The organism is Leptospira ilyithenensis, assembly GCF_004771005.1.
Taxonomy (GTDB): Bacteria; Spirochaetota; Leptospiria; order Leptospirales; family Leptospiraceae; genus Leptospira_A; species Leptospira_A ilyithenensis.
Map to the genome: position 1 here is coordinate 242,377 of NZ_RQHV01000062.1, position 26,999 is coordinate 269,375.

Annotated in this window: 22 protein-coding genes; 11 read left to right on the top strand and 11 right to left on the bottom strand. The window is 41.7% G+C overall.

The features are described from left to right. Nucleotides 1–48 precede the first annotated feature (48 nt). On the bottom strand, nt 49–4,431 hold the full coding sequence (locus EHS11_RS17830) for a PAS domain S-box protein (protein ID WP_135765718.1): 4,383 nt from the start codon (nt 4,429–4,431) through the stop codon (nt 49–51). 418 nt (nt 4,432–4,849) lie between these two features. On the opposite strand from EHS11_RS17830, the gene EHS11_RS17835 reads away from it, so the two are divergent. From EHS11_RS17835 to EHS11_RS17850, 4 genes are all read left to right on the top strand, one after another. Next, nucleotides 4,850–7,333 (top strand): tetratricopeptide repeat protein, encoded by a 2,484-nt coding sequence (locus tag EHS11_RS17835; RefSeq protein ID WP_246048033.1) that lies wholly within the window; start codon nt 4,850–4,852, stop codon nt 7,331–7,333. Between the two features lie 248 nt (nt 7,334–7,581). Beyond that, nucleotides 7,582–8,958, top strand: a complete 1,377-nt coding sequence (locus tag EHS11_RS17840; protein ID WP_135765720.1) for a hemolysin family protein — start codon at nt 7,582–7,584, stop codon at nt 8,956–8,958. Between the two features lie 9 nt (nt 8,959–8,967). Then, a complete protein-coding gene (locus tag EHS11_RS17845; protein ID WP_135765721.1) occupies nt 8,968–9,501 on the top strand; it encodes a phosphopantothenoylcysteine decarboxylase in 534 nt (177 codons plus the stop codon). Nucleotides 9,502–9,527: 26 nt separating this feature from the next. After that, on the top strand, nt 9,528–10,205 hold the full coding sequence (locus EHS11_RS17850; RefSeq protein ID WP_135765722.1) for a phosphopantothenoylcysteine decarboxylase domain-containing protein: 678 nt from the start codon (nt 9,528–9,530) through the stop codon (nt 10,203–10,205). On the opposite strand, the gene EHS11_RS17855 is transcribed toward EHS11_RS17850, so the two are convergent. Both EHS11_RS17855 and EHS11_RS17860 read right to left on the bottom strand, forming a co-directional pair. Beyond that, nucleotides 10,191–10,547 (bottom strand): DMT family protein, encoded by a 357-nt coding sequence (locus tag EHS11_RS17855; RefSeq protein ID WP_135765723.1) that lies wholly within the window; start codon nt 10,545–10,547, stop codon nt 10,191–10,193. The genes EHS11_RS17850 and EHS11_RS17855 overlap by 15 nt on opposite strands. 16 nt (nt 10,548–10,563) lie before the next feature. After that, nucleotides 10,564–11,301, bottom strand: a complete 738-nt coding sequence (locus EHS11_RS17860) for an SIR2 family NAD-dependent protein deacylase (RefSeq protein WP_135765724.1) — start codon at nt 11,299–11,301, stop codon at nt 10,564–10,566. Between the two features lie 75 nt (nt 11,302–11,376). Here EHS11_RS17860 and EHS11_RS17865 point away from each other — a divergent pair, with 75 nt between their 5' ends. Continuing rightward, on the top strand, nt 11,377–12,540 hold the full coding sequence (locus EHS11_RS17865; protein WP_135765725.1) for an aminotransferase class I/II-fold pyridoxal phosphate-dependent enzyme: 1,164 nt from the start codon (nt 11,377–11,379) through the stop codon (nt 12,538–12,540). A gap of 218 nt (nt 12,541–12,758) precedes the next feature. On the opposite strand, the gene EHS11_RS17870 is transcribed toward EHS11_RS17865, so the two are convergent. From EHS11_RS17870 to EHS11_RS17890, 5 genes are all read right to left on the bottom strand, one after another. Next, on the bottom strand, nt 12,759–13,448 hold the full coding sequence (locus EHS11_RS17870) for a cytochrome c-type biogenesis protein CcmH (protein WP_342775480.1): 690 nt from the start codon (nt 13,446–13,448) through the stop codon (nt 12,759–12,761). Continuing rightward, nucleotides 13,449–15,656, bottom strand: a complete 2,208-nt coding sequence (locus tag EHS11_RS17875; protein ID WP_135765726.1) for a heme lyase CcmF/NrfE family subunit — start codon at nt 15,654–15,656, stop codon at nt 13,449–13,451. It lies immediately after the preceding gene. After that, the gene (locus EHS11_RS17880; RefSeq protein WP_135765727.1) at nt 15,653–16,045 is read right to left on the bottom strand and encodes a cytochrome c maturation protein CcmE domain-containing protein; all 393 of its coding nucleotides are present in this window, start codon (nt 16,043–16,045) and stop codon (nt 15,653–15,655) included. The genes EHS11_RS17875 and EHS11_RS17880 overlap by 4 nt, the downstream gene beginning before the upstream one ends. Before the next feature lie 329 nt (nt 16,046–16,374). Next, nucleotides 16,375–17,019 (bottom strand): YdcF family protein, encoded by a 645-nt coding sequence (locus EHS11_RS17885; protein ID WP_246048034.1) that lies wholly within the window; start codon nt 17,017–17,019, stop codon nt 16,375–16,377. 206 nt (nt 17,020–17,225) lie between these two features. Further along, the gene (locus EHS11_RS17890; RefSeq protein WP_135765729.1) at nt 17,226–17,606 is read right to left on the bottom strand and encodes a hypothetical protein; all 381 of its coding nucleotides are present in this window, start codon (nt 17,604–17,606) and stop codon (nt 17,226–17,228) included. A 171-nt stretch (nt 17,607–17,777) separates the two neighbouring features. Between EHS11_RS17890 and EHS11_RS17895 the strand changes: the two genes are divergently transcribed. Further along, nucleotides 17,778–18,743, top strand: a complete 966-nt coding sequence (locus EHS11_RS17895) for an MBL fold metallo-hydrolase (protein ID WP_246048035.1) — start codon at nt 17,778–17,780, stop codon at nt 18,741–18,743. 52 nt (nt 18,744–18,795) lie between these two features. Beyond that, nucleotides 18,796–20,262: a sodium:proton antiporter gene (locus tag EHS11_RS17900; protein WP_135765730.1), complete on the top strand. Its 1,467-nt coding sequence runs from the start codon at nt 18,796–18,798 to the stop codon at nt 20,260–20,262. An 89-nt stretch (nt 20,263–20,351) separates the two neighbouring features. Here the strand turns inward: EHS11_RS17900 and EHS11_RS17905 are convergent, their stop codons facing one another. Further along, the gene (locus EHS11_RS17905; protein ID WP_135765731.1) at nt 20,352–21,338 is read right to left on the bottom strand and encodes a DUF368 domain-containing protein; all 987 of its coding nucleotides are present in this window, start codon (nt 21,336–21,338) and stop codon (nt 20,352–20,354) included. A 27-nt stretch (nt 21,339–21,365) separates the two neighbouring features. After that, nucleotides 21,366–22,442, bottom strand: a complete 1,077-nt coding sequence (locus EHS11_RS17910) for an MraY family glycosyltransferase (RefSeq protein ID WP_167884485.1) — start codon at nt 22,440–22,442, stop codon at nt 21,366–21,368. A gap of 78 nt (nt 22,443–22,520) precedes the next feature. On the opposite strand from EHS11_RS17910, the gene dapA reads away from it, so the two are divergent. From dapA to EHS11_RS17930, 4 genes are read left to right on the top strand one after another with little or no spacing between them, the layout of a single operon-like run. Beyond that, complete coding sequence (gene dapA / locus EHS11_RS17915; RefSeq protein WP_135765733.1) at nt 22,521–23,405, top strand: 4-hydroxy-tetrahydrodipicolinate synthase; 885 nt, start codon at nt 22,521–22,523, stop codon at nt 23,403–23,405. Next, nucleotides 23,398–24,201, top strand: coding sequence for a 4-hydroxy-tetrahydrodipicolinate reductase (dapB, locus tag EHS11_RS17920; RefSeq protein ID WP_135765734.1), 804 nt, complete (start codon nt 23,398–23,400; stop codon nt 24,199–24,201). Before dapA ends, dapB begins: the two co-directional genes overlap by 8 nt. A gap of 2 nt (nt 24,202–24,203) precedes the next feature. Then, complete coding sequence (cdaA, locus tag EHS11_RS17925) at nt 24,204–25,025, top strand: diadenylate cyclase CdaA (protein ID WP_135765735.1); 822 nt, start codon at nt 24,204–24,206, stop codon at nt 25,023–25,025. 1 nt (nt 25,026) lies between these two features. Next, nucleotides 25,027–26,088: a CdaR family protein gene (locus EHS11_RS17930; protein ID WP_135765736.1), complete on the top strand. Its 1,062-nt coding sequence runs from the start codon at nt 25,027–25,029 to the stop codon at nt 26,086–26,088. Here EHS11_RS17930 and EHS11_RS17935 read toward each other — a convergent pair. Further along, on the bottom strand, nt 26,085–26,990 hold the full coding sequence (locus EHS11_RS17935; protein ID WP_135765737.1) for an alpha/beta fold hydrolase: 906 nt from the start codon (nt 26,988–26,990) through the stop codon (nt 26,085–26,087). The two genes, EHS11_RS17930 and EHS11_RS17935, sit on opposite strands and share 4 nt — an antisense overlap. Nucleotides 26,991–26,999: the final 9 nt, after the last annotated feature.

Consider the following 26,999-nt stretch of genomic DNA (forward strand, 5'->3'; position numbering starts at 1 on the left):
AGTTGCACCTCTACGTCATAAGAAGATGCGAAGCTAAAAAAGGTATTATTATTTAACCTGCCAGTTTTCGGTCCATTTATGGATTTTGTTTTTGATCGTTGCCATAACTACCGGTTTGGAAATATAATCGTTCATTCCGGCTTCCCTGCATCTTTCTTCTTCGCCTTTGACAGTTCCCGCAGTTAGAGCAAGAATAGGAATTGTTTCTCCTTTGGGAATTTTGCGTATGGCAACGGTTGCATCATAACCGTTCATCTCCGGCATTTGAATGTCCATCAGGATGAGATCGGGCAAATACAGTTTGAATTTGTCGATGGCTTCTATTCCGTTTTCAGCTTCTACGATTTGAGACTGAGGAAGACATTTTTTTACAATGGTTTTTGTTAATAACATATTTACGCTGTTATCTTCCACGATCATCACCGTAATGGATCGTTTGTCTTTGGAAGTAGCAGGTAAGTCCGTTATTTTTCCTTTTGTCATTTTCGGCTTTTCTCTAATCTTGGCAAGACTTGCGAACAGTTGTTCCATTTTGATAGGTTTAACAATTCTTAATTGAACTTCCAGCCTGGTGCATTCTTTTTCCACTTCCAGATCATTCGATGAGCTATGTAGAAAAATAATCGATTGTTCTTCCGCAGAAAGACCCATCTTGGTTCTGATGTTTCGGATCACTTCCAATCCGTCCATATATGGCATATGGTAATCAATCAGAATCACATCATAGTCCCTTTGTCTGTTGATTTTTTCCAAGGCTTCGATCCCGTTAGTTGCGAGATCCGCATTGATGTTTTTGGTAGCGAGCATCTCACGGAGAATGATCAAATTGTTCGAGTTATCATCTACAATGAGTATTTTTTTAATTTTCAGTTCTACGTTAAGTTCGGGCAATTCTCCGTTTTCCGACTTTAGTTTCAGCGGAAAATAAAAACAACTTCCCCGACCAGGTTCGCTCTCTAATTGGAGTTTGGTGTTCATCAGTCCTAAAAGTTGATTGGAAATGGCAAGTCCGAGACCTGTGCCTCCGTATCTTCTTGTCGTAGAAGAATCTTCCTGTTCGAACGCTTCGAATATTTTTTGCCTATTCGATGCTGAAATTCCGATACCGGTATCTCTTACGGAAAACATAAAATCTTTTATCGGATTGTCAATCTGCGGATTCAAACATTCGATTTTGATTTCAATTTCTCCGGAGTGGGTGAATTTAACCGCATTGCCAAGCAGATTTACCATAACCTGTCTTAGTCGAACAGAGTCTGCCCATATAAAGCGAGGAGTGTTCGTATTTATATTGAGTAAAATCTCCAAACCTTTTTCATGAGCTTTGTATTTCACCATGTCTCCGATCTGACCGGCAAGTTCGAAGATATCCACTTTCTCGATATGCAGATCCATTTTGCCTGCTTCAATTTTTGAAAAGTCCAATATATCGTTGATCAGATCCAGAAGAGAAGTTGCGGACTGGTAAACGGTTTGCATGTATTGTTGTTGTGTTTCGTCCAATTCCGTTCTCATAAGAAGATCGCTGAACCCAATGACTCCGTTAAGAGGAGTTCTGATTTCGTGACTCATATTTGCAAGGAATTCCGACTTTGATAGGTTAGCTGCTTCCGCTCTCAGTTTTGCATCAATGACGGCTTTTTCCATTTTTTTCCGTTCGGTGATGTCGGTATGGGTTCCGATGACCCGTTTGGGTTGTTTGTCTTTGGTCCAATGGATTACTTTACCTCTGTCCAAAACCCATCTATATGTTCCGTCTTTGCATAACATTCTATGTTCATTGGAATAGAACGGAGTTTCCCCGTTAAAATGTTGATTTAGTTTCGCATAACAGGCATTCTTGTCATCAGGATGAATCCTCTTGTCCCATTCTTCCAATGTACTTCCGATTTCATTGTCTTCATAACCGAACATTCGTTTCCATTGGCTGGAATAAAAAACCTTGTCAGTTTGCGCGTCCCAATCCCAAATCCCGTCTCCCGAACCTTCCAGTGCAAACTGCCAGCGTTCTTCACTTTTTCTAAGCTGTCTTTGTGTTTCCTTCAATTGGGAAATATCACTAGCGATTCCCAGGTAACCTATGATCTCTCCGCTCTGATCCCGAATCGCAGTAACGATCAATTGAACCGGAAAACTGGTTCCGTCTTTGCGAACGTAAGACCATTCTCTGGAATCATATTGCCCGAGCCTTGCATTGAACACGAATGTTTCATACCCGGAAATAGGCCTTCCTATTTCCTCGCTTAATTCCTCGGAACGTTTGGTTACTTCTTCTTCATTATGGATCACTAGGGGAGTTTGTAATCCTATCATTTCCTCCGCCGTATAACCGAGTAAAGTTTCAGCACCTTTATTGAAGCTTGTAAATACTCCGTTGGTATCGGTACTTGTAATCGATACATGAGTGCTCGCGTCCATGATGGTTTGCAAATTTCCAAGTGCAAGACTCAATTTCTGATCGGCGATGACCCGATCCGTAATGTTTTTGATTTGTGCGACAAAATGATGAGCTGTCCCGTCTAACGAATGAATAATGGCAATGCTCATCATGGCATAAAGAATTGATTTGTCTTTTCTATAATACCTTTTTTCCATTTGATAATTGTCTCTTTTTCCATCCAGAAGCTCCTGCAAATGAATGAGATCGGTTTCTAAATCATCTTCATGAGTGAGTTCTTGAAGTGTTTTGTTTTTCATCTCTTCTTTCGAATAACCGAACATTTCGCATAGCCTTAGATTTACTTCTTCGTACTTCCCGTTGAGAGCTACGATCGCCATTCCCAATGCAGCAGATTCGAAAGCTTTTTTGAATTGTTCTTCCGTGATCGCACGATTAATTTCGTCTAATTTAAGTTCGTTGATGTCCTCGACGGAGCCGTGGATTCTTACGCATTTACCATCTTTAAATTCGGGATTTCCTCTGGTTCTTGCCCAGAATTCCCTGCCTTTGAGAGTCAGAAATTGAACTTCAATATCGTACTTGGTTCCTTTTGTGATTGCTTCTTCGAAAACTTCTGAAAATTTTTCCCGGCTTTTTCCTTCTTTTACCAAGTTCATAGCGGCATTCAGATCCGGAATGTACGATTCTTCCGCTTCATACATGGCTTTGGCTTCTTTCGACCACCATAATGTATTTGTTAGGAGGTCAATATCCCAGCCTCCTATATGAGCTACCGAATTCGTATCTTCCAGGCTTTTGTAGACGCGACGGATTTCGTTTCTTTGTCGCAGGATTTCTTCTTCGAATTTTTTTCTTTCCGAAATATCCTGTACATATCCGAACATACATTTTACGGAATTGTTTTCATCGTAAATTGGCGTGGAATAATCTATGACTGTTATGACGGATCCGTCTTTTTGTATAACTCTATATTCCTGAACAAAGTAAGCTAACTTTTGTTTGATGTAAAGTTCGACTTCCAATTTGATTCTATCCCTATCGTTCGGATGGATCAATTCCAAATAATGGTTTTGTTCGTTCATGAGGTCTCGAACGGAATACCCGAGTAGGTTTTGAACATTCGGAGAAATATATTCCATAGACCAATCGGGATCCGCTTTCCATTTGAAAACTACGGTCGGTCCGTTGATAAAGATTCCTCTTTCTTCCTCGATGGTCTTCTGGAGTTTGTAATTTTCCGTTATATCCCTGGCTACAGAGATAACTTCTGTTATTTTGTTGAATTCGTTGTAAATGGGAGAAATGATAGTATGAAACCTTCTTTCCTCGTCCGCATATTGGATGGAATAATCAAGTTCTGTTTTTTCTCCCGTTTGAATCGTGTGAGTAATACAATTTTCCATTTTGTCTGCAAGTCCTTCGGGGAAAGGAAGGCTCCTTAGCGGGTTGCCGGTAAACTCGTCAGGTGAAATGAAGTAGGAATCCATTGTTTGTTTTTGAAATTCCTGAAATACGAAATTTGAGTCGAAAACAAAAATCATGTCTCCTACATTATTCAATAAAGATGTTAGGCGGGAAGAATTTTTGTGTAATATTATTTCGTTCTCTTTTAATGTTGTAATGTTGATATGGCTTCCAAACAACCGAATGGGTTTGCCTTCTTCGTTTCGAATTACGGTTCCTCTACATTGCAGCCAAACGGTTTTGCCGGTTTTATGTTTGAAGCGTAAAACTTCCTCGTAGGTGAGGGCGTTTTTATCGATATATTTTCTGTAACTTTCCGAGGCCTTCAGCTTATCTTCAGGAAAGATCAGATCATCCCATTGCAGGTTGTTTTTCTCGACCGATTTCGGGTCGTATCCCAGGCCGCTCCAGAAGGAATCGGAAAGCCAATTTTGTCCCGGGCGTTCCAAATCGGTAAACCAGATTCCGTCGATGGAGTTTTCCAGAATAAAGTTGAAAAGGGAAAGATCTGCCTTCATATAATTGAAAAACTCTTCTTTCAGATAGTTTACTTTTTTTGCAGTCATGGTACCGATTCATCGCAATAATAGAGTGAATTTCTTCCCTCGTAAAGTGAAAATAAAGTCTAGCCTGTGTTTATTTTTGGGTGAAAATTTATTTCGCAATCATGTAACTGATATTATATTTTAGGACTTCGGAAACGCACCCGCTTTTGTTTTCCGTGGAACAGTTCAATTTCTTGTATAGAATCTATATCTTTCCTGAAAACGGTTTTTATCAGGATTTGTACGGGGAAACTTCCCGAAAACTTATGTCACTTGACCAAAATTCGTCGATTTGAGAGGATGAAGTAGGGTTATGTTCCACTATTATTCATTTTTTCTCCTTTGTATCTTCGGGGCCCTGGCATTTTTTCCTTCCAGGCTGCAGAGCCAGGGCAAAAGAAATCAGGGTTGGTCTGTAAACTCCGATGGAGGCGCCCTGATGATCGGGGGAAATGAAGTCATTTCCTCAAGAGATGGATTTCGTTTTAAATCCCCTCAAAATTTGAACACAAATCAGGAAATCGACTATTATCTTGCATTAGGCGAATTCTATTTGAAGAGAAAAGATAAAGTAGGAGTTGCGAATATTCTTTATGACCTAAGAACCAAAAAAGGAGAATATTCGTTTGCCGACGCACTTCTCACTTCTTTATGGAAACAGGCGCAAGGAGAAGATATCCAAGCGATTAAAGTCTTAGATACATACATTCAAAAGGAACCGAACACCTATTTTCGAAATCTGGCAAAAAACATGCATGCCAATCTTTTCCAGGGAGGAGAGGACGAGAAAAAATCCATGCTTAAAATGGATTGTCTGAAATCAAAACCATACTATGCGCTTTGCAGGGTCTTCCGATTGCAGTATTACATCGATTTGCCGAACGGCAAAGAAAAGGACATGCACAAACAATACGTTAATATTATGAGGGTTGCTTCTCCTTTTTTCGAAGATCCGCTGCTTGAGTGGATTCCTCTTTTGGATCGGATCGATGAGGATCTTCCCGCCAAACTTGCGTTCCTTGGTTTGATTCGCGAAGCTTTTTATTTCCAAAATATGATTATGGATTTTGAAAGGATTGCTGACGGAAACGTGAGCGAAAATTCGATAGAAAGACTTTCCTTTTTTCAAACCTTGGGAGGAGATTATTCACTCGCGGAAGAGTCTTTATTACAGTATCTTCAAATTACAAAGAGCAAAAAAACTTCCTATACGAATCGGATTTACTTGAAACTCGGAGTGCTTGCCTTTCTGCAAAAAGATTATAAAAAGTCCGTAGAGTATTATTTGAAATTGGATTTGTCCAATTGGTCTTCCAATATCCTTCATCCTGTTTTGAACGAGCCTATTACGATTACAGGTGCCAAGGATTTGATTGCAGTCAGTGTTTGGAAAGCACAAAGCGCGGATAATGCGATTCGTGCTCTTCAGAAAATCCAGGACCCCGACAAACTGAACGAAGACGATATTTGGCCGAAACTCAGATTGGCACAGATCATTATGGATCAGAATCCGGAGATTTCTTCGCAGATTGCAGATGAAATCATTTACATGGCTGCGGGAAAAGGATGGCGTCGTTTGGAATACGCAGCTACAATGCTGCAGGGATACAATCAGATCTATAGAAAGGAATTTCGCAAATCCACAATCGAATTTACCAAAAGCCGGGGCATTCTTGATACGGAAAATTCGTTTTTTTCCACCGAGTTCATTCGCAATTTCGGATTTGTTTTTGCTCACGCTGCTTCCGGGAAAAGAGGCCCAATAACAACTCATATACGGGAAGGGATTTCCGATTACAAAAATTCCGCCGTTTATGAAGATTTGTTTTTGATTCGGAATTACAGACCGGTTTCATTTTCTACGGATCAATTTTGGGATTATTCGATTCAGTTTTTAAAAGATGAATCGGACGGCCTGGGACTTTTGGAATCTTTGTACAATTACGAGCTTATCAAAAGGAAGTTGAATGAAAAAGGAAAACCCCAGTCTCTTTTTCAGATTCAATTTGTAGAATCCCAATTCAAATACCTTTCCGGTTTTCACACTCAAAGAGAATCCAAATTTTTCGACTCAACTTATGTGGAGAGTAGACAAACCGAGTCTACGATACTGGCAAGACAGGATGAAGAGTCTCCTGCAAAAGCTTTGGAAGCATCCAAGAATCCTTCCATCATTATTTTACCTTATAAAGATTCGATCTTTTTGTTTTTTTATAACCCGAAAGAATCAAAGAAAAACGCGCTGACCTGGAAAGAAATAAGAACTTCCCGTTTCGACTCCATAGAAGTGACCGAGTCGGTTAAAGATTTTTATTATCTGACACGGGAATCCGAGCGTCATCAGATTTATTTCAACGAACCGGGATTAGTTGTATCCCGCGTTTTGAAAAGAGATTTCAAGGATAAGAATTTTTTCCTTTTTTATTCCATGATGCCGAATACCGACTCGGGAAAATCACTATCGGTTGTTAGTTGGAGTTGCCCTTTCCCAAATCCGGTGAATGGATTGAAGACGGTGGAAACTTCCTATTTTGAAGGATCCAGGATTCTGAAGGAAAAAGAACGCGCCCATCTTTGGGACTTTGAGGCGCAGTCTAGAAATTCTCCGTTTCGGGATTTGGCCTGGGCTTGCAAAAACGGAGCCGGAAATTTCGAAGAGATGAGTTTGACCCGACTTTCGAGAAGGATTGACTACAGGACTGTGCCTCGCGCCATTATTTATTCGGATAAAGTTCTTACCAAATCTTTGCAGGATTCTTATCCATCTCATTTGGCTTGGCTTCAGTTTTGGTTCCGGTCCGGTGTAAAATCGGTATTTTACAAACCGAAATGGTCCTATTCCGATCTACCGAATGCAGCTTTCCTCCTGGACCCCGCTTTTTATCGGGAAGAAGGAGTCGTTATCTCACAAACACCCCATTAATAGGGAAAAATATAATGAGACATAATTTCAGAATTAGATCCTTTTTTTCGAAAAATATAGGCTGACAGAGTATGAGTAATTCCAATACTTATCAGTTATTCGTCTCTCCTTAGGAGGAAGAGTTACACATCCGCGATGGACCCCGATAGTATTTTTATTTTGCCGCTCATTTTGCCATTCTTTCTCAGTTTTGAACTGTCACCCTTCCGACCTTTGCCTTTCCATTCTTATCAAAGAAAAGAGTTCTTATGGAACTGATAGGCATTTTTCTTATCTTTCTTTTGGTTTTTATCAACGGGTTTTTCGTAGCCTCCGAGTTTGCTATGGTTTCCCTCCGCCCTTCCCGTTTGGAGGAGTTGGTCAAAGAAAATCGTTCCATGGCGCTTTTAACAAAAAAGGCGATCGGAAAAATCGACGATATGCTTTCCGTCTGTCAGGTTGGCATAACGGTCGCTAGCTTACTTCTCGGTTGGATCGGAGAAGCGTATTTTGCAAGGATCGTAGGCGGGATTTTCAGCCTGTTTACCATCCCTGCGGAAGCAGTTACGATTCATAGTATCTCCATCGGAGTTGCTTTCACTCTGATTACGCTCTTTCATGTGATTTTGGGTGAGCTTGTTCCCAAAACCATTGCGATTCAAAATACCGAGGCAGTTGCTTTGGGTGTTTCCGGGCCAATGTGGTTGTTCTATTATTTGTTTTTTCCAGTGACATTCGTGATGAATCGTCTTGCAGGAGGAGTACTTACCATTTTCCGTCTCCAGCGAACAGGTGATAAATACGTGCACTCTCCCGAAGAATTGATGATCATCATTGAAGAGCAAAGGAAAAACGGGCGAATTGATAATGAAGAGATGCGTCTTATCCAGAAGACTTTCGATTTTTCGGAACACACTGCCAAAGACGTAATGACTCACCGCCTTTCCATCGTAGGTATCTCGCAGGATTCCACAATTGACAAGATTCTTCCTTTGATTGCCGAACATAGTTTTTCCAGATACCCGATCTACGACGGAACACTGGACAAGATAACGGGCATTATACATGTCCAAAAATATCTCAAGTGGCAAGCCGATCATGCTACCAGCAAAGGCAAAAAAGAAAAGATAACGGCGATTATGGAAAGGGATTTTGCCGTTGTTCCCGAATCAATGTCGATCGAAAGAGTAATGTCAAAACTTCGGGAAAAAAAGCAGCATATGGCGATCGTCATCGATGAATACGGCGGAGTCGCAGGGCTTTTGACGTTGGAAGACATCATAGAAGAGTTTTTCGGCGAGATCCGGGATGAAACGGATACTGACGAGAAGGATACTCCCGCAGTTACCAAAAAATCAAAACCGATCCTAATCGACGGTGAAACCGAAATCGACAGTCTCACTGGCATTCTGGAAGGAGAAGAGCCTCGGGATATGGAAGAAGTCAGAACCATTGCAGGATATTTTTTGGAAAAAAACGAGGACATGCCCAAAGAGGGAAGTTCCGTTCGAATCAAAAAAGGAATTCTGAAGGTAAAAAAAATGGAAGGAAACAAAATCGTATCCATCCTCTTTACACCTAAGGGCGCTTTTGCGGACGAGTCTGATTCGGAATCGGAAAGGGAACTGGCAGGCGAGGATAGGTAGGGTTTCCCCTTGAGTTCAAAAGAAATCGTAATTGCTGTTTCCGGTTCCATTGCGGCCTACAAGGCATGCGAGCTTGTGCGTAATCTCACCAAAAAAGGATTTCCCGTTCGGGTGATCATGACGGAAAATGCCACACATTTTGTGGGTAAGATCACCTTCGAAGCGTTAACTGGCAAACCCGTAAGAATCAACGAATTTGATACAGGGATGGCACATATTGAAATTAAAAACATTGCATCCGTATTTGCGGTGGTTCCCGCTTCCGCAAATACAATCGGAAAGATGGCAAATGGGATCGCTGACGATTTGGTAACATCCACTTATCTTGCTGCGACTTGCCCGATACTTGTTGCTCCTTCCATGAATCCTGGAATGTATCTTCACAAAGCGGTTCAGAGAAATCTGTCTCTTCTGGAAAAAGACGGAGTTCATATCGTATCCCCCGACAAAGGGATTGTAGTCTGTGGGGATGAAGGTTACGGAAAACTGGCAACCGTAGAATCCATCGAAGAAAAAATCATCGAGCTTCATTCTAAAATATAAAATATCTTTTTATACCTTTTCCTTTTATGAACTCCAAATACAAAAAAATCATCGTCACATCCGGCCCGACCAGGGAGTGGATTGATCCGGTTCGTTATATTTCTAATGCCTCTTCCGGCAAAATGGGATTCCATATTGCAAAGGCATTTATATCACATAACATCGACGTGGTGTATATTCATGGAAATACTCTGGAAAAGTATGCGTATGTGGACCGTGCAAAGAAGATCATTTCGGTCGAAACTACGATCCAATTGAGAGACGCGGTTCTTGAGGAAATGGAAGAAGACACTCTTCTTATTATGGCGGCGGCACCTGCCGATTTTCGTCCGATCATGACCGCAGAACATAAGATAAAGAAAGACAACAGGGAAGGCGCCAAAAAAGGTTTGCTCTTGGAACTGGAGGAAAATCCGGACATCTTGCAACAAGTATCCGCTTTTGTAAAAGAGAAAGGATGGAAAAATGCGGTTCGCATCGGATTTGCTGCAGAAACAAGAGATTTGGAAAAACACGCCAAAGAAAAATTGGAAAAAAAAGGAATTGATTGGATCGTAGGAAATTATGTCAGTCAAACGGAAGGATTTGGAGAAAAAGATTCCTCCGTTCGTATATACAACCGTTCGGGGGTGATGAAAGAAATCGGACCTCTGCCGAAAGAGACAATAGCGAAGGAACTTGTCGGGTTTTTAATGTCCTTGTGATTCTTTTCCAAATACGAATGCAAAATAACCGGCAAGTAAGATAAGCCCGAAGCTGATTATATAATTCCACTTTATTTTTTCCCCAAGCACGAATGTCGCAAAACAGATAAATACGACGATGGTTATGATTTCCTGCAGAATTTTCAATTGAAAACCCTCCAGTTTATATTGAGTGTAACCGATTCGGTTTGCGGGAACCATCAGCATATATTCGAAAAAAGCGATACCCCAGGAAAATAGGATCACATAAAATATCCCATTGGACTTAGCATACTTTAGGTGGCCATACCAGGCAAATGTCATAAAGATATTGGATAAAAATAAAAGTAGAACCGTAATCATATAGGATCATTTCATTCTATTTATAAATTTCATCCAGTAGTTTTGGTAAAATTTCTCCTGATTTTCCTTGTAGTGAATAATCGACCAAATCGGATAATGAAGTCCTTTCCGGATTGATTTCTATGCTGAGAGCTCCGTTGCGGATTCCTTCCTTGGCTATACTCGCAGGGACCGAAACATTGGCGCTGGTTCCAATGATCAATATCAAATCGGAAGAAGATGTTGTTTGAAAACAGGATTCAAGTAGACCTGATTCGTATGTTTCACCAAACCAGAGTATATGTGGTCTGAGTTTGGAACGGCAAATAGAACAGGAATCTTCCCTTTGTTTTTTAGGGTCGATATCCGTTAAGTTTCCGCAACCAAGGCATCTTGCTGTGAATATGTTTCCATGAATCTGATACAGGTTTTTGGATCCGGCTCGCGGATGGAGCCCATCCACATTCTGAGTGATCAGTGCGAAATTTGGGATGAGATTCTCCCATTTTGCAAGTGTTATATGCCCTGGGTTTGGCAAAGCGTTTGCACAGATTCCTCTCCTCCAGTCGTACCATTCCCAAACAAGATCCGGATTTTTGGCAAATGCTTCCGGCGTTGCCAAGTCTTCCGCCCTGTAATTTCTCCATAACCCACCTTCGCCTCGGAATGTAGGGATTCCGCTTTCGCTGGAAATACCGGCGCCCGTAATGGCAGTGATGCGTTTCGCATCTCTCATACGTATGAGATCGTTCTCGGAAAAAGGAAAAGAATCCATATTTGAAGTGAAGAATTTATATATATGAGTAAAAAGAAATCGGAAAAAAACCTTCATACGAGAATTTAGTAAACTATGTACGACCATTGGAAACAAATCGAAAAAGAGATGGAATCGATTCGTGCTAAAAACCTTTACAGGCGATGTAAAGTAACGTACGGAATTGATTTTTGTTCCAATGACTACTTGGGATTATCCGGGCATCCTGGATTGGTTTCTGCCTTTAAGGAGGCTTTGGATACAGATACTGTCGGTTCTACTGCTGCACGTTTGGTACGTGGTCATAGGCAAACAATGGACGATTGGGAAAATGAATTTTCTTCTTTCGTACATTCGGAGGCCAGTCTAACAGTCGCAAACGGATTTATTGCAAACTTCGGATTGATCGATACGATCGCAGATTCGCGCACTGTGATTTTTACGGATCGTTTGAATCATGCATCAATTTTGGATGGGATTCGCATTTCCGGTGCGATCAAAAAGTATTACAATCATTTGAACTTGGATCACCTGGAAGAACAATTGGCCAAAGTTACTTCATCGGAAGATTCCAAATCAAAAAAAAAGATTATCGTTTCCGAATCCCTTTTCAGTATGGACGGAGACAAACCCGACTTGCAGAGATTAGTTGCTCTGAAAAGAAAATACAACGCTGTTCTGATTTTGGATGAAGCGCATTCGTTCGGAATTTTTGGCAAAGACGGCAGAGGATTGGCTTTCGCTGATTTGAGCGAGGAGGAAATCGAATCTATTGATTATCGGATTTATACTTTGGGAAAATCTTTGGGCCTAGAAGGCGGGATCATTGCTACTACGAAACTAGGTAGAGAACATTTAGTGAATCGGATGAGATCATTTATTTTCAGTACTGCCTCTCTGCCGGCAATCTATACTGCTGCTTTGAAATCTTTGAGTCTTTTGCGTGATATGGATAAGGAAAGGGTTCATTTGCTCCGTGTAGCGGACATTTTGCGAACAAAACTCTCCGAAAACGGATTTTCCATTTCTCCCTCAGTTTCCCATATCGTTCCGATCCTGATGGAATCCGAACAACAGGCATTATATTATTCGGAGGAGTTGCGAAAGAAGGGATTGGATGTTCGTGCCATTCGCCCGCCTACGGTGCCCACACCTAGGTTACGGGTGAGCTTGAACGCCACCATTCGGGAGGGGGACATTCAAAATTTAGTAAATAGTTTGATCCAGGTTCGAGAAGGCAAAAAGGCGAACTTATTTTAAAAAAATTTAAGGATAAGAAGAATCAAGTTGTGGGAATAAGGATTTTGTGTTAGGTGGATGACGGCAGCCTACGAGCCACACCGCCCAACCCCTTTGAGCGCCATTAGAAGCGAAAAGTATTCGGAGAATCATCAGCGAAGCTGATCAACAGGGTGGGGGATTTTAGCACCCGCGCCGAATTATGTCTCATCTTAATCTTTTCTTTCAGGAAAATCCTGTTACCCTTCCGAATTCTCCCAATTCTTTATCTTTCGACTGATTTCTTCAGTAGTTAAATCTGTGCTCTTGGTTATGGTTTCCTTCTTAAGATTCGGTTTAAATTTAGCAAAATAAAAATAAATCAAACCGAGTCCCAGAGCACCTAATCCAAATAATGTGAAGTTGATCCAGGTACTATCAGGAGTTGCTAAAATCTTCGGACCAAACCCGTAGACAAGTGAATCTACCATGCCTTGGTTTCCACTTTCTACAAAATGTTTTACTACGGAGTCTGTTAAAATTCCTTCTCCGAACCCGCCTTGCATTTTGTTTACGATTTCCTCGGAACTCATTCCTTCCCGGATTCGGTTTTCAATAAAAGATTTTAGGTAGCTGGATGCAGAACACATATTAAATGAGCAAGCTTGGATGGGAAGACTTGGCAAACATATGCACCGAATCCGTTCCGTGGCTTCGTGGAAAGCTTTGATTTGTGCAGGATCTTTGAGATTGGTTGTGGTTTTTTGTGCCATCAAACCGGAAGGGGATAAGCTCAGAGAACCGAATAAGAACAACGCGATCAAAGTTTTAAATAATTTTGTAATCTTGCGAAAGGGATAGAAGCGGAAATCCTGCGTAGCAGATTGGAGCGGATAGCCCGACCCCCGCAAGGGGGATTCGCCCAACATAACTGAAGTAAGTTGGTTCATTTATGTTGCCGATTCCTTTTTGGCGGATTTTCTTTCTCCAATGGGCAATAACAGAAAGATTCCGGTGAGGAAATAGAGGAGAGATCCGATCCAGATCAATTTGACAAGAGGGTTGATCCAGATTTCCAAATTGGCAACGATCTCTTTGGGAAATTGAAGATAGAGAGCGAGCTTTTCGTTCCCAGTGGAGCCGGTAAAATAATAATTCATAAACATAAGAGGTAAGTCCGGGTTTTCGGAACTCATATCCGCTTTTTCAATAGCGCCTAACTGAATATAGAAGTCCTCTTTGGGAAGAGAGAGAATCGCGGGTTCACTGGTCGGAATATGTGTTTCGAAATCTCCCGTTAGGTGGGAAATCTGGGGGTAGAACCTTCTCTCCGTAACGAGATCGGCTTCCTTGGTTGTTCCTCGGTAGATACTGAAAGTTCCTTCTTGGGAAACGATTACATTTTGGATATTCGGTTTATCGTCGTTATCCGAAACCATCACAGGTTTGATTTTCAAAGTGGAAGCTTCGATCTGATAACCTGAGATTACACTTTTGTCTATCGACGTGTAAACAACTTCAGGAGAAGTAGGAGGGGAGAGTTGATAATAAAACTTGACGGAAGTGTTCTGTTTGAATGCATTTCCCGCATAACCGATAAAAATGAGAACCAATGAGAAATGAACCAGATAACCGCCATACCTGCGTTTGTTTTTGATCAGAAGATTGAATGCACTTGAAAAGTAGGACTCTTCCGGATTTTGTTCTTTGCGGGCTTTGATCCCTCTGTAGTATTCTTGGAAAATCCCCGCAATCGTAAAGATCCCTATCCCGACGGTTAAAACGGAATAAACTTCACTCAAAAGATCTCCGTATTCCGAATCCCCTCGTGTGAAGTTTTGAGAATAGAATAAGATATATAGTCCGGCACCTAACAGTCCCGCAACGAACGGTTTGAACAAAGTTGCTAAAAATACAGAGCCCGCCCCTTTCCTCCAAGCGAGTAGGGGAGCTGAACCCATAAGTAGCAAAAGAAAGATCCCTGCCGGAACTCCCCAGGAATTGAACCAAGGTGCTTTGAATTCTTTTCCGTAAAGAAGAGGAGAAAACACCCCTAGTAGGATCGCTGCTGTGGAAAGAACGAGTAGAAAATTGTTCAGTAAAAAACTACCTTCTTTCGAGGTGATTGCCTCCAGGTTTCTTTCCGGTGCCAAATCTTTTCTTCTGTAAAGGACAAATCCCGTAAAAAAAACGAAGCTTGCGATAATATAACAAATGAAAGGTGTTCCGATCGTGGACTTTGAAAAGCTATGAGGTCCTTCCAAAACTCCCGAACGGGTGATCCAAGTGCCAAGCAAACTGAAATGGAATGCCAGGATGACGAGAATCATATTCCAAAACTTTAGCATACCTCTTCTTTCCTGAATCACGACGGAATGAACGAAGGCACTTGTTAAAAGCCAAGGCATAAGGGATGCGTTTTCAACAGGATCCCATGCCCAATAACCGCCCCAACCTAACTCTTCATAGGCCCACTTCGATCCCAATAGAATTCCAGTTCCCAAAAAGAACCAGGAGAATAAAGTCCATTTGCGGATAAATTTCATCCAATCTTCGGAAAGCTGACCGGATACAAGTGCCGACATGGCAATCGCGAAAGGAATAGAAATGCTCACATAACCGATGTACAGTATGGGCGGGTGAATGATCATCGCCCAATGCTGCAAAAGGGGATTGAGTCCTCTTCCGGCAGCAGCTTCCGGTTGGAATTCGCGGAAAGGTTGTGCATCAGCGTAAAATACCGCTAAGAAGGAAAAAAATCCGGATAGAACGGCAAGTATCAAATTCATCACCGGAATTCTATCCTGGATGGACTTGCGGGTCTGCCATAACACAATAAAGGTGAATATGTTGAGAATCAGGTTCCAGAATAAAAGTGATCCGGAAGACCCGGACCAGATAGCGGTCATTTTGTAGAATAACGGCAAGTGTTCGCTGGAATGCATCACCACATAATAATTGCTATAGTCGGATCTTACCAGTTGCGTTAATAATACGAGGAAGGTCAGGACGATGATGGCTGGGTTTGTCATAAGCGCCAAACGACCGAGTTCTGTGGCTTTGCGGTCTTTTTTATAAATTCCGTAGGCTGTTTGGATCAGTGAAAAGGATAAAATGGCGAGAGAAGAAGCGAGAAGAATGGTTCCTAGATTGTTCATTTTTCTTCCGCATAACCTGCTTCATATTTGGAAGCGCATTTTGCTTCCACATGAGTGGCAACTAACACTCCTTTATCGAGTTTTCCGTCGACTCTTGCACGTGCACCTTCTTTGAATGCATCAGGAAGGAGGGTTGCTCCTGTAAAATAGACCGGAACCGTTAAGTCATTCAGTTCCAATGTGAATTTTGCTTTTTTGCCTTCCCTAACGAGGCTCCCTGCTTTTACAAACCCGCGCACTCGTAGGTTTTGGTCGTGGTAATGAGCTTGGTTTGCTGCAAGTTCGGACGCATCCAAAAGGAGAAAAGAAGTTTCCTTGGAGGAGAAAAAAGCAATTCCGGAAAGGGATAGGCCTATGAGGACAAGGAGTGTGATAAATTTTTTATTCATAGCTGATTCATTAGACTAAAGGAAGGAAGTCTTCTTTCAGGATCGCAGAAACTAAGGATTGAGTCAAGTCGAACGAGCCCTCCGTTTTCGGGAAAGGGCGGGGGATTTGGGCAAAAAGGCGAACTTTTCGAAAGAAAAATAAGGGAAAATGGATTTAGGATTGGCGGGAGAGGGATTTTGTGTTAGTTGGGAATCGGCAGCCGACGAGCCACTCCCCCCAACCCCTTTGAGCGCCAATAGAAGCGAAAAGTATTCGGAGAATCATCAGCGAAGCTGATCAACAGGGCGGGGGATTTTACTATTCTCCGACCTCTTTATGTCTCATTCTCTTACAAATACCCCTTCAACTCGTAAACGAGCACACCCACCCATTCCTTGATGGCGAGTGTTGATAATTCCAGATAACCCGGAGAAGGAACCCATAAATCAAAAGCATTCGAATCTGTGGAAAACGAGCGGTAGTCTGTTGGGTAAGAATAAAAAACAATTCGTTGTTTGTTAAAACAACCGGAAGCTCGTCGGAAATGAAAAGCGGAGGTAACAAGTATGATATCTTTGAACCCGCGTGAATTTAAAATTTTCGCAGACTCCGTAGCATTTTCATAAGTATTTTTGGATTCCCGTTCCAAAAGAATATCTTCTTTAGGAACACCCAAATCCAATAAGATTTTATTTGCCAAGTCCGCTTCCCTGTATTTGTCCGCAAAGAGTAAACCCGATCCGCCCGTGAATAGGATTTTTTTTGCCTTACCTGCTTTGTATATCCGAACTGCATCTAACAAACGATCGGCGGAATCGGTGAGTTCCGGCCTTTCTTTGATGGAAGAAATCGTTTGGATCATTCCTCCCAAAACTATGACTACATCGGATTTGGGCAAAGACTCGATTGTAACAGGAGGGTAAGGTCTTTCCAAAGAACGGATCAAACTGTTCGCCAAGAAAGAAGTGGAAAATATTCCTAAGAAAAAAATCAAAAGGAAGAAGCCGATTTTTTGCCGAAACCCTTTCAGAACAAAAAGATAGAGAAAAGAAAAAATGAAAAACAAGGGGAGTGGGTAAAGGAAGATCGCAAGGATTTTAGAAAAAAGAAAGAAGAAGGAATTCATAAAAAGAAGGTTTTCTTTTTTTTAGAGATGACAAGAAGAATTAAGAGGACGATTCATTTGTCGTTTTTGCCAGGCTAGATGATTTCAGCACCCCAGTATTTGGAAGGGTGGGGGTAACGAACGGTAACGCCCAAAAAACTTTTGGAAAATTTCCAATCCCTGGCAGCTTGTCTGCGGGCGACCATCGAGGTTTTGGGAATGTTTGCAGGAGCTTCCAGCAGAGTTTTATTGATTTCTACCCATTCTTGCAAAGCTTCCGGGCGAGTGGATTTTAAGTCGGAAATCAGAACTCTCAGTTCGATTTCCGCGTCTTCCCTTTTGTCACGCAAACGCACAGTATCATCCGAATTGGTTCCCATAAAGTGTTCACTCCCTTCGGTGGAATCCACACAGTATCTCCAATTGGCATAGGCATTCAATAATTGTTGTGTTTCAATATATTGACAATTTGACATATTCTTACCTAGCGCCTAATTGAAAGGATTGGCTGAAACTAAATGTTTGCAAGAATAAAATTTTACACCTGTGTTCCCTCCCGTCTAAGTTGTTAAAGTATGATACAAATAGGCACCGTCGTCCTCTTAATGATTTTAAGTATTTTAAACGGGTGTTCCACGGATAAGGCAATGACTAAACCTCACCACACAAAAACCGGTTTTCGCAATCTCAATCCGGATTTCGAAGATCATGGCTTAACGGATGTTTTGAAATGGGTCAGCGGGCGTTGGTCCCGGGAACATAGCGTAGAACCGGGAGATTACCTTCCTTTCCCGGTGATTCCCAATGACGGAAAAGTTTTGAGGGAAAACGATTCGAAACTGACGGTGACTTGGATCGGACATGCTACTACTCTTGTTCAGATAGACGGAATCAATATCCTTACGGATCCGATTTGGAGCGACCGCTGTTCTCCTGTTAGTTTTGCCGGACCGAAACGTTATACTCCTCCCGGTTTGAAATTGGAAGATCTTCCTCGCATTGATATAGTTATACTATCTCACAATCATTATGACCATACCGATCTTCCCAGTTTGAAACTTTTGGAAGCAAAACACCACCCCAAGTTTTTGGCCGGTCTTGGCAATAAATCGCTTCTAAAAGGCATCGGTCTTTCTGATGTGGAAGAAATGGATTGGTGGGATTCCGTGGAACGGAAAGGAGTTAAATTTGTTTTTACCCCGACTCAACATTTTAGCGGAAGGGGAGTTGCCGATAGATATGAAACTCTTTGGGGAAGTTATGCGATACTCGGCAAAAACCAAAAAGTATATTTCGGCGGGGATACCGGATATTACACTCATTTCAAAGAAATCGGAGAAAAGTTCGATGGATTTGATGTAGCCATTTTGCCCATAGGCGCATTTGAACCCAGATGGTTTATGTCATCGGTTCATGTCGATCCTGAAGAGTCCGTTCGGGCTTTTGCGGATTTACGCGCAAAATATATGATTCCCATGCATTATATGACCTTCGTTTTGAGTGATGAAAAGTTGGATTCTCCGGTTCCCCTTGCGGAAAAAGCCTTTGAAAATCTAAAATTGGCCGCAGACAGACTCGTTCCTCTAAAAATAGGAGAATCCCGGTTTTTTTAGTTCCAGAACCTTTCGATTCTGAGTAAGCTGTCCAAAAAAAAGGATGGTGAGCATGTTTCGAAAGCTTCTCACATTATTTGTATTTCTTGCCTGCATTGGGCTCTTCTCTGTCACTCTTTTGGCAGATGATACTGCTCCAACACCTGCGCAACCGACTGTTCAGGAAGATACAGGTCATTCCTCCCATGCGGCAGAAGCGCATAGTGAATTGCCGTATTGGTCAGTGATTCCGTTTATTGCGATCTTATTGTCGATTGCGATTTTACCGATTGCTTCTCATAAAACAGAGCATTGGTGGGAAAATAACAACAATAAGTTGATTGTTGCCGGTGTTCTCGGGACCATCTCCGTGGTTGTTCTTTTGGCTTTTGGCCGAGGTCATGCCATCTACCATACTCTTATATTCGACTACGTTCCCTTTATTATTTTGCTTGCTTCCTTGTTTTATATCTCAGGAGGAATCGTAATCAAAGGGGACATTCACGCATCTCCTCTCAACAACACGATTTTTCTATTTATCGGAGCTAGCCTTGCTTCCTTTATCGGAACCACAGGAGCTTCCATGCTTCTCATTCGTCCTCTTTTGAAAACGAACAGTGAAAGAAAACATGTAGTTCATACGGTTGTATTCTTTATCTTCCTTGTTTCGAATATCGGTGGTTCTCTCACTCCGCTTGGAGATCCTCCACTTTTTCTCGGCTATTTGAAAGGAGTGCCATTCACTTGGACTTTCGGATTATTGCCTGAGATGGTTTTTGCAGCTGTGATTTTACTTGTTGTTTATTTTATCTGGGATACGATCGCTTATAAAAAAGAATCGAAAGCGGATCTTAAAAAAGATGATAAGAATGCGGCTCCTTTCGACCTTGATGGCCAAGTCAACTTTGTTTGGTTATTCGGTGTTGTATTATCCGTAGCATTTTTAAATAGCAATTACATTCCTGCCATCGCTGAAAATCCTTATCTTGGATTCATTCGTGAAGCAGTATTACTCGGGTTAATCGCTATTTCCAAATTTACATCCAAACCGGAATTCAGAAAAGCAAACAATTTTACTCTTGGTCCTATCCAGGAAGTAGCTTATCTGTTCGTTGGGATTTTTATCACAATGATCCCTGCTTTGATTTTGCTTGAAGCCAATGGCAAATCGCTTGGGATCACGGAAAGATGGCAATTTTTCTGGGCAACAGGAGCTTTTTCTTCCGTTCTGGACAATGCCCCTACTTATTTGACTTTCGGTTCTTTGGCTTCCGGATTACTCACTCCTACAGGTGCTACTCCGTTGACTCTGGGACAGTTTATTGGAAATCCTGCCGCAGAAGAAATTCTGAAAGCGATTTCAGTAGGTGCTGTGTTTATGGGTGCGAATACTTATATTGGTAATGCTCCGAATTTTATGGTGAAGTCAGTAGCAGAAGAAAATAAAGTGAAGATGCCGTCTTTTGGCGGTTATGTGCTTTATTCTTTCGGAATCTTGATTCCTTTGTTCATACTGATTACTTTTATCTTCTTCCTTTAGTTGCATAAAAAAGCCAAGTCTACTTTCGTAGGCTTGGCTTTTCTTCCGATCATAAAACTTTTGCTTTCTATCGAATTATAATGGAAAGATCAGTTCTTTTCTTCTTTCAATTTTTCCAGTTGGTTCAATCCGAATCCGAGTGCTACACCGATGATGAGCGCAACAAGCGGAAAGATCAGTTCTTCGAAAGAAGAGGGTATTATATTTTGTGCGGTCGCAATTTGAATATCCCGTTTCACTTCACCCGATCTGCCTACGATGGTTTGCCCTACCGAATAATCTTTAAAAGGCCAAAGGATAAAAAACGATCCGAGGATAAGACCCAAAAGGAAAGTCATCGTATGTGATTTGTATTTTTTAAATAGCCACTTCACAAAATGAGTGAATAATAATAATCCGAGCAAACATCCGAGTGCGAATGCGGATAGAAAAACAATCGAGTCCACTGCAAGTATATTGGAAAGTTTTCCTATTACGATTTGGTATTCTCCGAGAACCAACATGATATATGATCCTGAAATCCCGGGAAGGATCATTGCGGAAATGGCGATGGCACCTGTGATAAACGCAATAATCGGATTTTCGGAACCGGCAGTCTCACCCATAAAAAAACTAGGTACGACTGTGAGCGCAATCCCCGGAACAAGCCAAAGCCAAATACCGATACTGTGTTTTTCCATAAGTTTGTAAGGAACAGAAAGAGAAGGAATGATAAGACCGATAAACAATGCCAAGGTGGGTGCGGGATGGTTCTGAAGTAGAAACTGAATCAGCTTTGCTCCCGAGACCACGGATAAAAGAAGTCCAAACCCGAGAAAGGTTAGAAACCAAAAGTCGATTCGTTTCATTTCTTCCGCAAATTTTTCTCTGCTTTCCTTATTGAAAAGTCCTGTTAATAAACCGATACTTACTTTAATCGTAGTTAGGTTTAAAGATGTGATCGCGCCTAGGAGTCTGTCGTAAAGCCCGAGTATAAGTGCAAATGTTCCGCCTGAAACTCCCGGAATCAGGTTTGCGATTCCAATCAAAAATCCATTCAGGATGCAGAAGAGTATTTCTTTTCTTGTTAGTGGCATAGAGGAAGAATCGAAAGGGACGCTCCTCTAGGCAAGGTTTTTTCTGCCTGTCTTCAAACTCAATCGAATCAAAAGGTATACGAATAAGTAACAGGCTAAGGTTCCTAATAGGAGAATCGTATGGGAAACTTTCATGTATGGATTCAAAAACTGCGAATATACATATATGCCGCCTGCAGGAAGGTTGAGTAAAGACAGTAGAAGGCAAGTTCCTTTCTTGCCTAAACTAGTATCTGTTAAATTTTGATATAGATGTTCCCTATGTGCTTGGAAGATATGTTTTTTCTGCCAACTGCGAAGTAAGATTGTGAAGATTCCATCCACCCAAAAAACAGGAAACAGATAAAATAGAAGTGTAATATCGAACCCGACTTGGTCGGTTTTTGCGGACAAAAGAGGAAGGGAAAGGATGATAAACCCGATCCCCAAAGATCCGCTGTCTCCCATAAATAATTTTGCCTTCGGTGAATTATAAAATATAAATCCGAAGAGTGCCAAAAAGAGACATACCATGATGACAAAAAACACCGAGTTTGGAAAAAACAATTCCGAGAATATAAACCCGAATGATAAAGATGAAAAGAAAAAACTGGCTATCACATATAAGTCCAGGCCGTCCATAAAATTTACCAGGTTTACGATAAATACCAAAAGAAAGATAAAAACGGATAGGGAAACAATCCTGTTTTCGATCACATAACTAAGAATTGTCGGAGTTATGTTTAAATGATAGAACCATATTCCCGCAAATAATAGCTCCAGGCTCAATCGGATATTAGGTGATAGTGAAATCAAATCATCCACAAACCCAAGTAACCCGAAAAAAACGACTCCTGAAAGCAAAAACGGCAAAATCGAAAGTAGTTGGAAATGGATGCTTTCGAAAGGACTTCCTTTTGTTTGCCCCGAATAAGTCACCCAAAGCAAAAAACATAAAAACAATGGCAAAAATACCATCCCCCCTGACTTTTTCGTTTTTTCGGTATGAAGACTTCTTTCATTTGGGATATCTTGTACCCCAATTCCGGAATGTACGTAGAGACTATGGAAAATCAGGCTGATGAGGCTCGCAAATATCCAAAAAGAAAGGGAAAATGAATCCATTTTCGCTAAGATCGGATACTTAGGCTGTTTTGGCAGTTTTTTATTGCAAAAAAGAGCCAACATTCCACCTTTAAATTTATGTTTCAGGGCGTTTACACTGCTGTCATTACTCCTTTCCGTAAGGGAAAAATTGACTACGATAGTTATTTCAAAATCTTAGAAAATCAAATTTCGTCAGGCGTAGCTGGCGTAGTTCCTTGTGGAACCACGGGAGAGTCTCCCACTCTTTCCTATGAAGAACATAAAGAACTCATTCAAAAGACCGTATCGGTGGTAAATCGTCGTATCCAGGTGATTGCAGGAACAGGTTCCAATTCTACTGTGGAAGCGATCGAGCTGACTGAGAAGGCCTGTGCCGACGGAGTGGACGGTATCCTGACTGTGAATCCGTACTACAACAAGCCCACCCAGGAAGGACTGTACCAACATTTTTCAAAAATTGCGGAACATTCTTCAAAGCCGGTGATGTTGTACAACATTCCAGGCAGAACGAATGTAAATCTTTTGCCTGAGACTGTGAAACGGCTTTCCGAACTCAAACAGATAACTTCCATTAAAGAAGCAACCGGAGATCTGGGACAGATGGCAAAGGTGATCTCTTTGACTAGTCCCGACTTCCACTTGTTATCTGGGGATGACAATCTTACGCTACCGGTTCTTTCTATCGGCGGAAAAGGTGTCGTGTCGGTCGTATCGAATTTATTTCCACGTGCATGCGTGGATATGGTGTCTCTTTATATGCGGGGGGATACTTCCGCAAGCCAAAAGATATATTATAAATTGCTTCCCGTATTTATCAATGCGTTCATCGAAACCAATCCCATTCCAATCAAAGCGGCGATGAGTTGGTTTGGGTATTGTGATAATGAGCTTCGTTTGCCGATGACTTCTCTTTCCGTCGGACCCGCCTCGGACAATTTCAAAAAGATTGTTTTTCAGTTGAGAGAGGAAGGAATTGTCTAAACTTAAAATAGGACTCATCGGCGCAAACGGACGGATGGGTCGTGCCATCATCCAGGTTCTCACCGCCTCCAACAAATCTCAGTTAAGTGCTGCTGTTGTGAAAGAAGGTTCCGTTTATACCGACTTTGACTCAGGGATTCATTCGGGGATCAAAGAAACCGGGATTACTTTTTCTTCCGACCTGGAAACCGCATGTGAAAATTCGGATATTCTAATCGATTTCAGCACTCATACAGGATTTTCCAAAAACCTGAGCGTCGCCGTTTCCAAAAAAAAACCGATTGTGATCGGAACAACGGGTCTGAATGATTTGGAAAAAAAAGAAATCGTAGAAGCCTCGACCCATATTCCGATCGTATTTTCTCCCAATATGTCCGTGGGCGTGAACTTGCTTTTCAAATTGACGGAAATCGCCGCCAAAGTTCTGCAAGACGACTTTGATGTGGAAGTTCTGGACATCCATCATCGTCATAAAAAAGATTCCCCTTCCGGAACAGCACAACATATCAAAGAAGTGCTTCTGAAAGCTTTGGAACGCAAAGAAGAGAATGTCATCTATGGACGACACGGAATGTATCCCGAAAGAGATTCGAAAGAGATCGCAATGCATACGATGCGAGCGGGAGAAGTGATCGGAGAGCACACCGTATTTTTCTTCAGTCCGGAAGAAAGAATCGAAATTGCACATAAAGCGCAAGACCGCAAAACATTCGCAGTCGGTGCCGTGAAAGCCGCAGAATTTTTATCCGGCAAGTCGAAAGGACTTTATAATATGTTTGATGTGCTTGGGATCTGACATTGGATTTTTTACGCGGCTTATATATCATTCCTTGGAGTAAAAACTACATCTCCATTACTTTGGATATACTGATAGTCGCGTATCTGATTTATAAAGCCTATACGACTCTTCGGAGAACCAGAGGTATCCAACTTTTACTCGGCGTCGGATTGATTTGGATATCGGGTAGTCTTGCCGAATTTTTCAATTTCGAATTATTGGAACTCATTCTTACGAACATCCGTCCGGCGCTTGTATTTGCAATCATCGTGTTGCTTCAACCGGAACTTCGCAGACTTACCGGAGATTTTGCCCGGATACGGCTACTTCGTTTTTTGTTTTTAAAACCTACGTTTGATCTGGATCCCATCGTGGAGGCAGTGCGAACGATGGCTTCTCAAAAGATCGGTTCTCTCATCGTACTTGTAAAGGATATCAGTCTGAAAGATATTTCTGAAACTGCGGTACCGATTGATGCTGTGGTTTCTTCCGAATTATTGCAGACTATCTTTTTTAAAAATTCACCTCTTCATGACGGAGCGGTGATCATTGAACAAAACAGGATTATCTCTGCGGCGTCTTACCTGCCTATGAGTTCCAGTATGGAGATTACAACTCTGGGAGCGAGACACCGTTCGGCACTCGGACTTTCGGAAGAATCGGATTCGATTGTAGTTGTCACTTCGGAAGAGACGGGAGAGATCACCGTTTGTTACGAGGGGGGGATGTTTCATCCGGTCAAACCGTTGGAGCTTAAGGCGCTCATCAGTCAGCTTATGGCGGATGCCCGCAAGTCAAACCGGGACGAAGACAAAAAGAAACAAAAGGAATCCGGAATTTAACATGTTACGTAAACTGAGGGCCAATATCTTGCGTAACTGGAAAGCAAAGCTTGCATCGCTACTGATTGCATGTATTTTTTATATCAACCTTCAGAACTCCAAAATACTTATCAAAACCATCAATGTTCCTATCGAATATCCGAAGTTAAGCGGCAATCTTTCCTATAGCAAAAACCCGGAAAAAACAATCCCAGTTCGGGTGGAGGGTTTGAAGGACGTTGTAAATTACTATTCCCAATTTATGAAAGCCGTTATCGATTCGGAAGATGTTCAAATCGGTGTTACCGAAGTTCCCATCAAAAAAATCGTAGGTGTTCCCAGTGGCGTAAAAGTTACCAAATTGAGAAAAACAGTTCCGGTTGAAATCGAATCCAGGGGCTTGAAGGTAGTTCCTATTGAAGCTGTCTTCGACGGGACTCCACCACCTAACTTTGAAAAGTTGACTCAGATTCTAAGTCCTACGAAAATTACGATCAGCGGCAAACCGCAAGATCTGGAAAAAATATCCAAAATCACTCTTCCTGAAATCAGTCTGACGGACAAAAAGGAACCTTTTGCAAGAACAGTGCGTATCCCGGATCTTCCGAAAGGTATCGGGATTCTCGGGTCCAGAGACGTAACCGTAAATGTGAATATCATTCCTTTGTCTTATAAATCGGGAGAACAAACGGTTGCGGGGATTCCGATCATCTGTTCTGGGTTAGATGGACGGCTTGAGCCGGAGTTATCCGAAGAACAAGTGGCAATTCGTTATTTTTCCGTAAAGCCGATCCGCTCGGCGCAAGTACTGACCGGAATTGTGGCACAAGTTCCCTGCAATTATATTTATGATCCGGTCAAAGACAAAATCATTCCCGAGCTACAACCGCAAGTGGCAAAGGTAAGAATCATTAAAAATAAGGATTTAAAGGGAATTGAAGTTCTTCAAATCAATCCTGAAAAAATAGAAATCCGTTATAAAGTGAAGGAGGGTTCTCCGAAAAACGACATTCCTTCCGACCCGGGAGAAGACGGAAGTGAGTTGGAAGATTCCAAATCCTGGCTTGAAAAAAATCCTTCTTAAACGGATTTATCTTTTTTATTTAAAAAATCGTTCATCGCCGTAAAACATTCATTTGGTGCTTCCCAGTGTGGATAATGACCTATGTTTTCCAGTTTCAGAATTTTTGCATTTTTGAGGGGAAGTTTTTCGATCTCATCAATCAGATGTTTTCCGCTCACCGGATCAGCCAAACCGTTGATAAAAAAGAGAGGGACATCGGTTTCCAATAATGCTTTCTTCCAGCGAAATCCATGTACCTTTCTTTCCTTGATGTAGGGAAGAAGCAGATGGGGAATTTTGATGCCGGATGGGTAGGTTGCCAATTTCCAAAGAGTTGTAATTTCTTTGTCTGTCGGTTGGGTGTTCGGACCGAAAACCCTTGCAAGCGCTTTCGCAAATGTTTTTTCGCTGAAAAAAGGAACAAGCAGTCCTCCGAGGATCGGGGTTGCCAATAACTTCTGAACAAATATAGGTCTGTGCAGTTCAGGAAAAAGTCCTCCATTCAGAAAAACGGCACTGTCAATTTCATATCCTGATCCGTTTCGTTCTTTGTGCCTGGCCAATATTTCCTGGCCGATGCTGACTGCATAATCATGAAAAACAAATCTCACTCGTTTGAGTGCATTTTTTTCAATGAAACTTTCAATGATATCGGTTTGTTCCATCAAAGTGTATTGGTAGTTTTTCGGTTTGGAAGAATATCCGAAGCCTAAAAAATCAATAGCGATAGTAGTAAAATATCTGCTGAAGCCGTTGAATACCTTTGCATAGTCCCAGGAGGATGTGGGGAAACCATGTAACAAAAGTAAATGATTGCCTTTGCCTTCTTGAATATAGAAAATTTGGAAGTTTTTATACTCGAAAAATTTTCCACCTGCCAACCACTCAGTGACAGTTTTGAAGGGAAGGGTTATATCAATCATAGAAATATA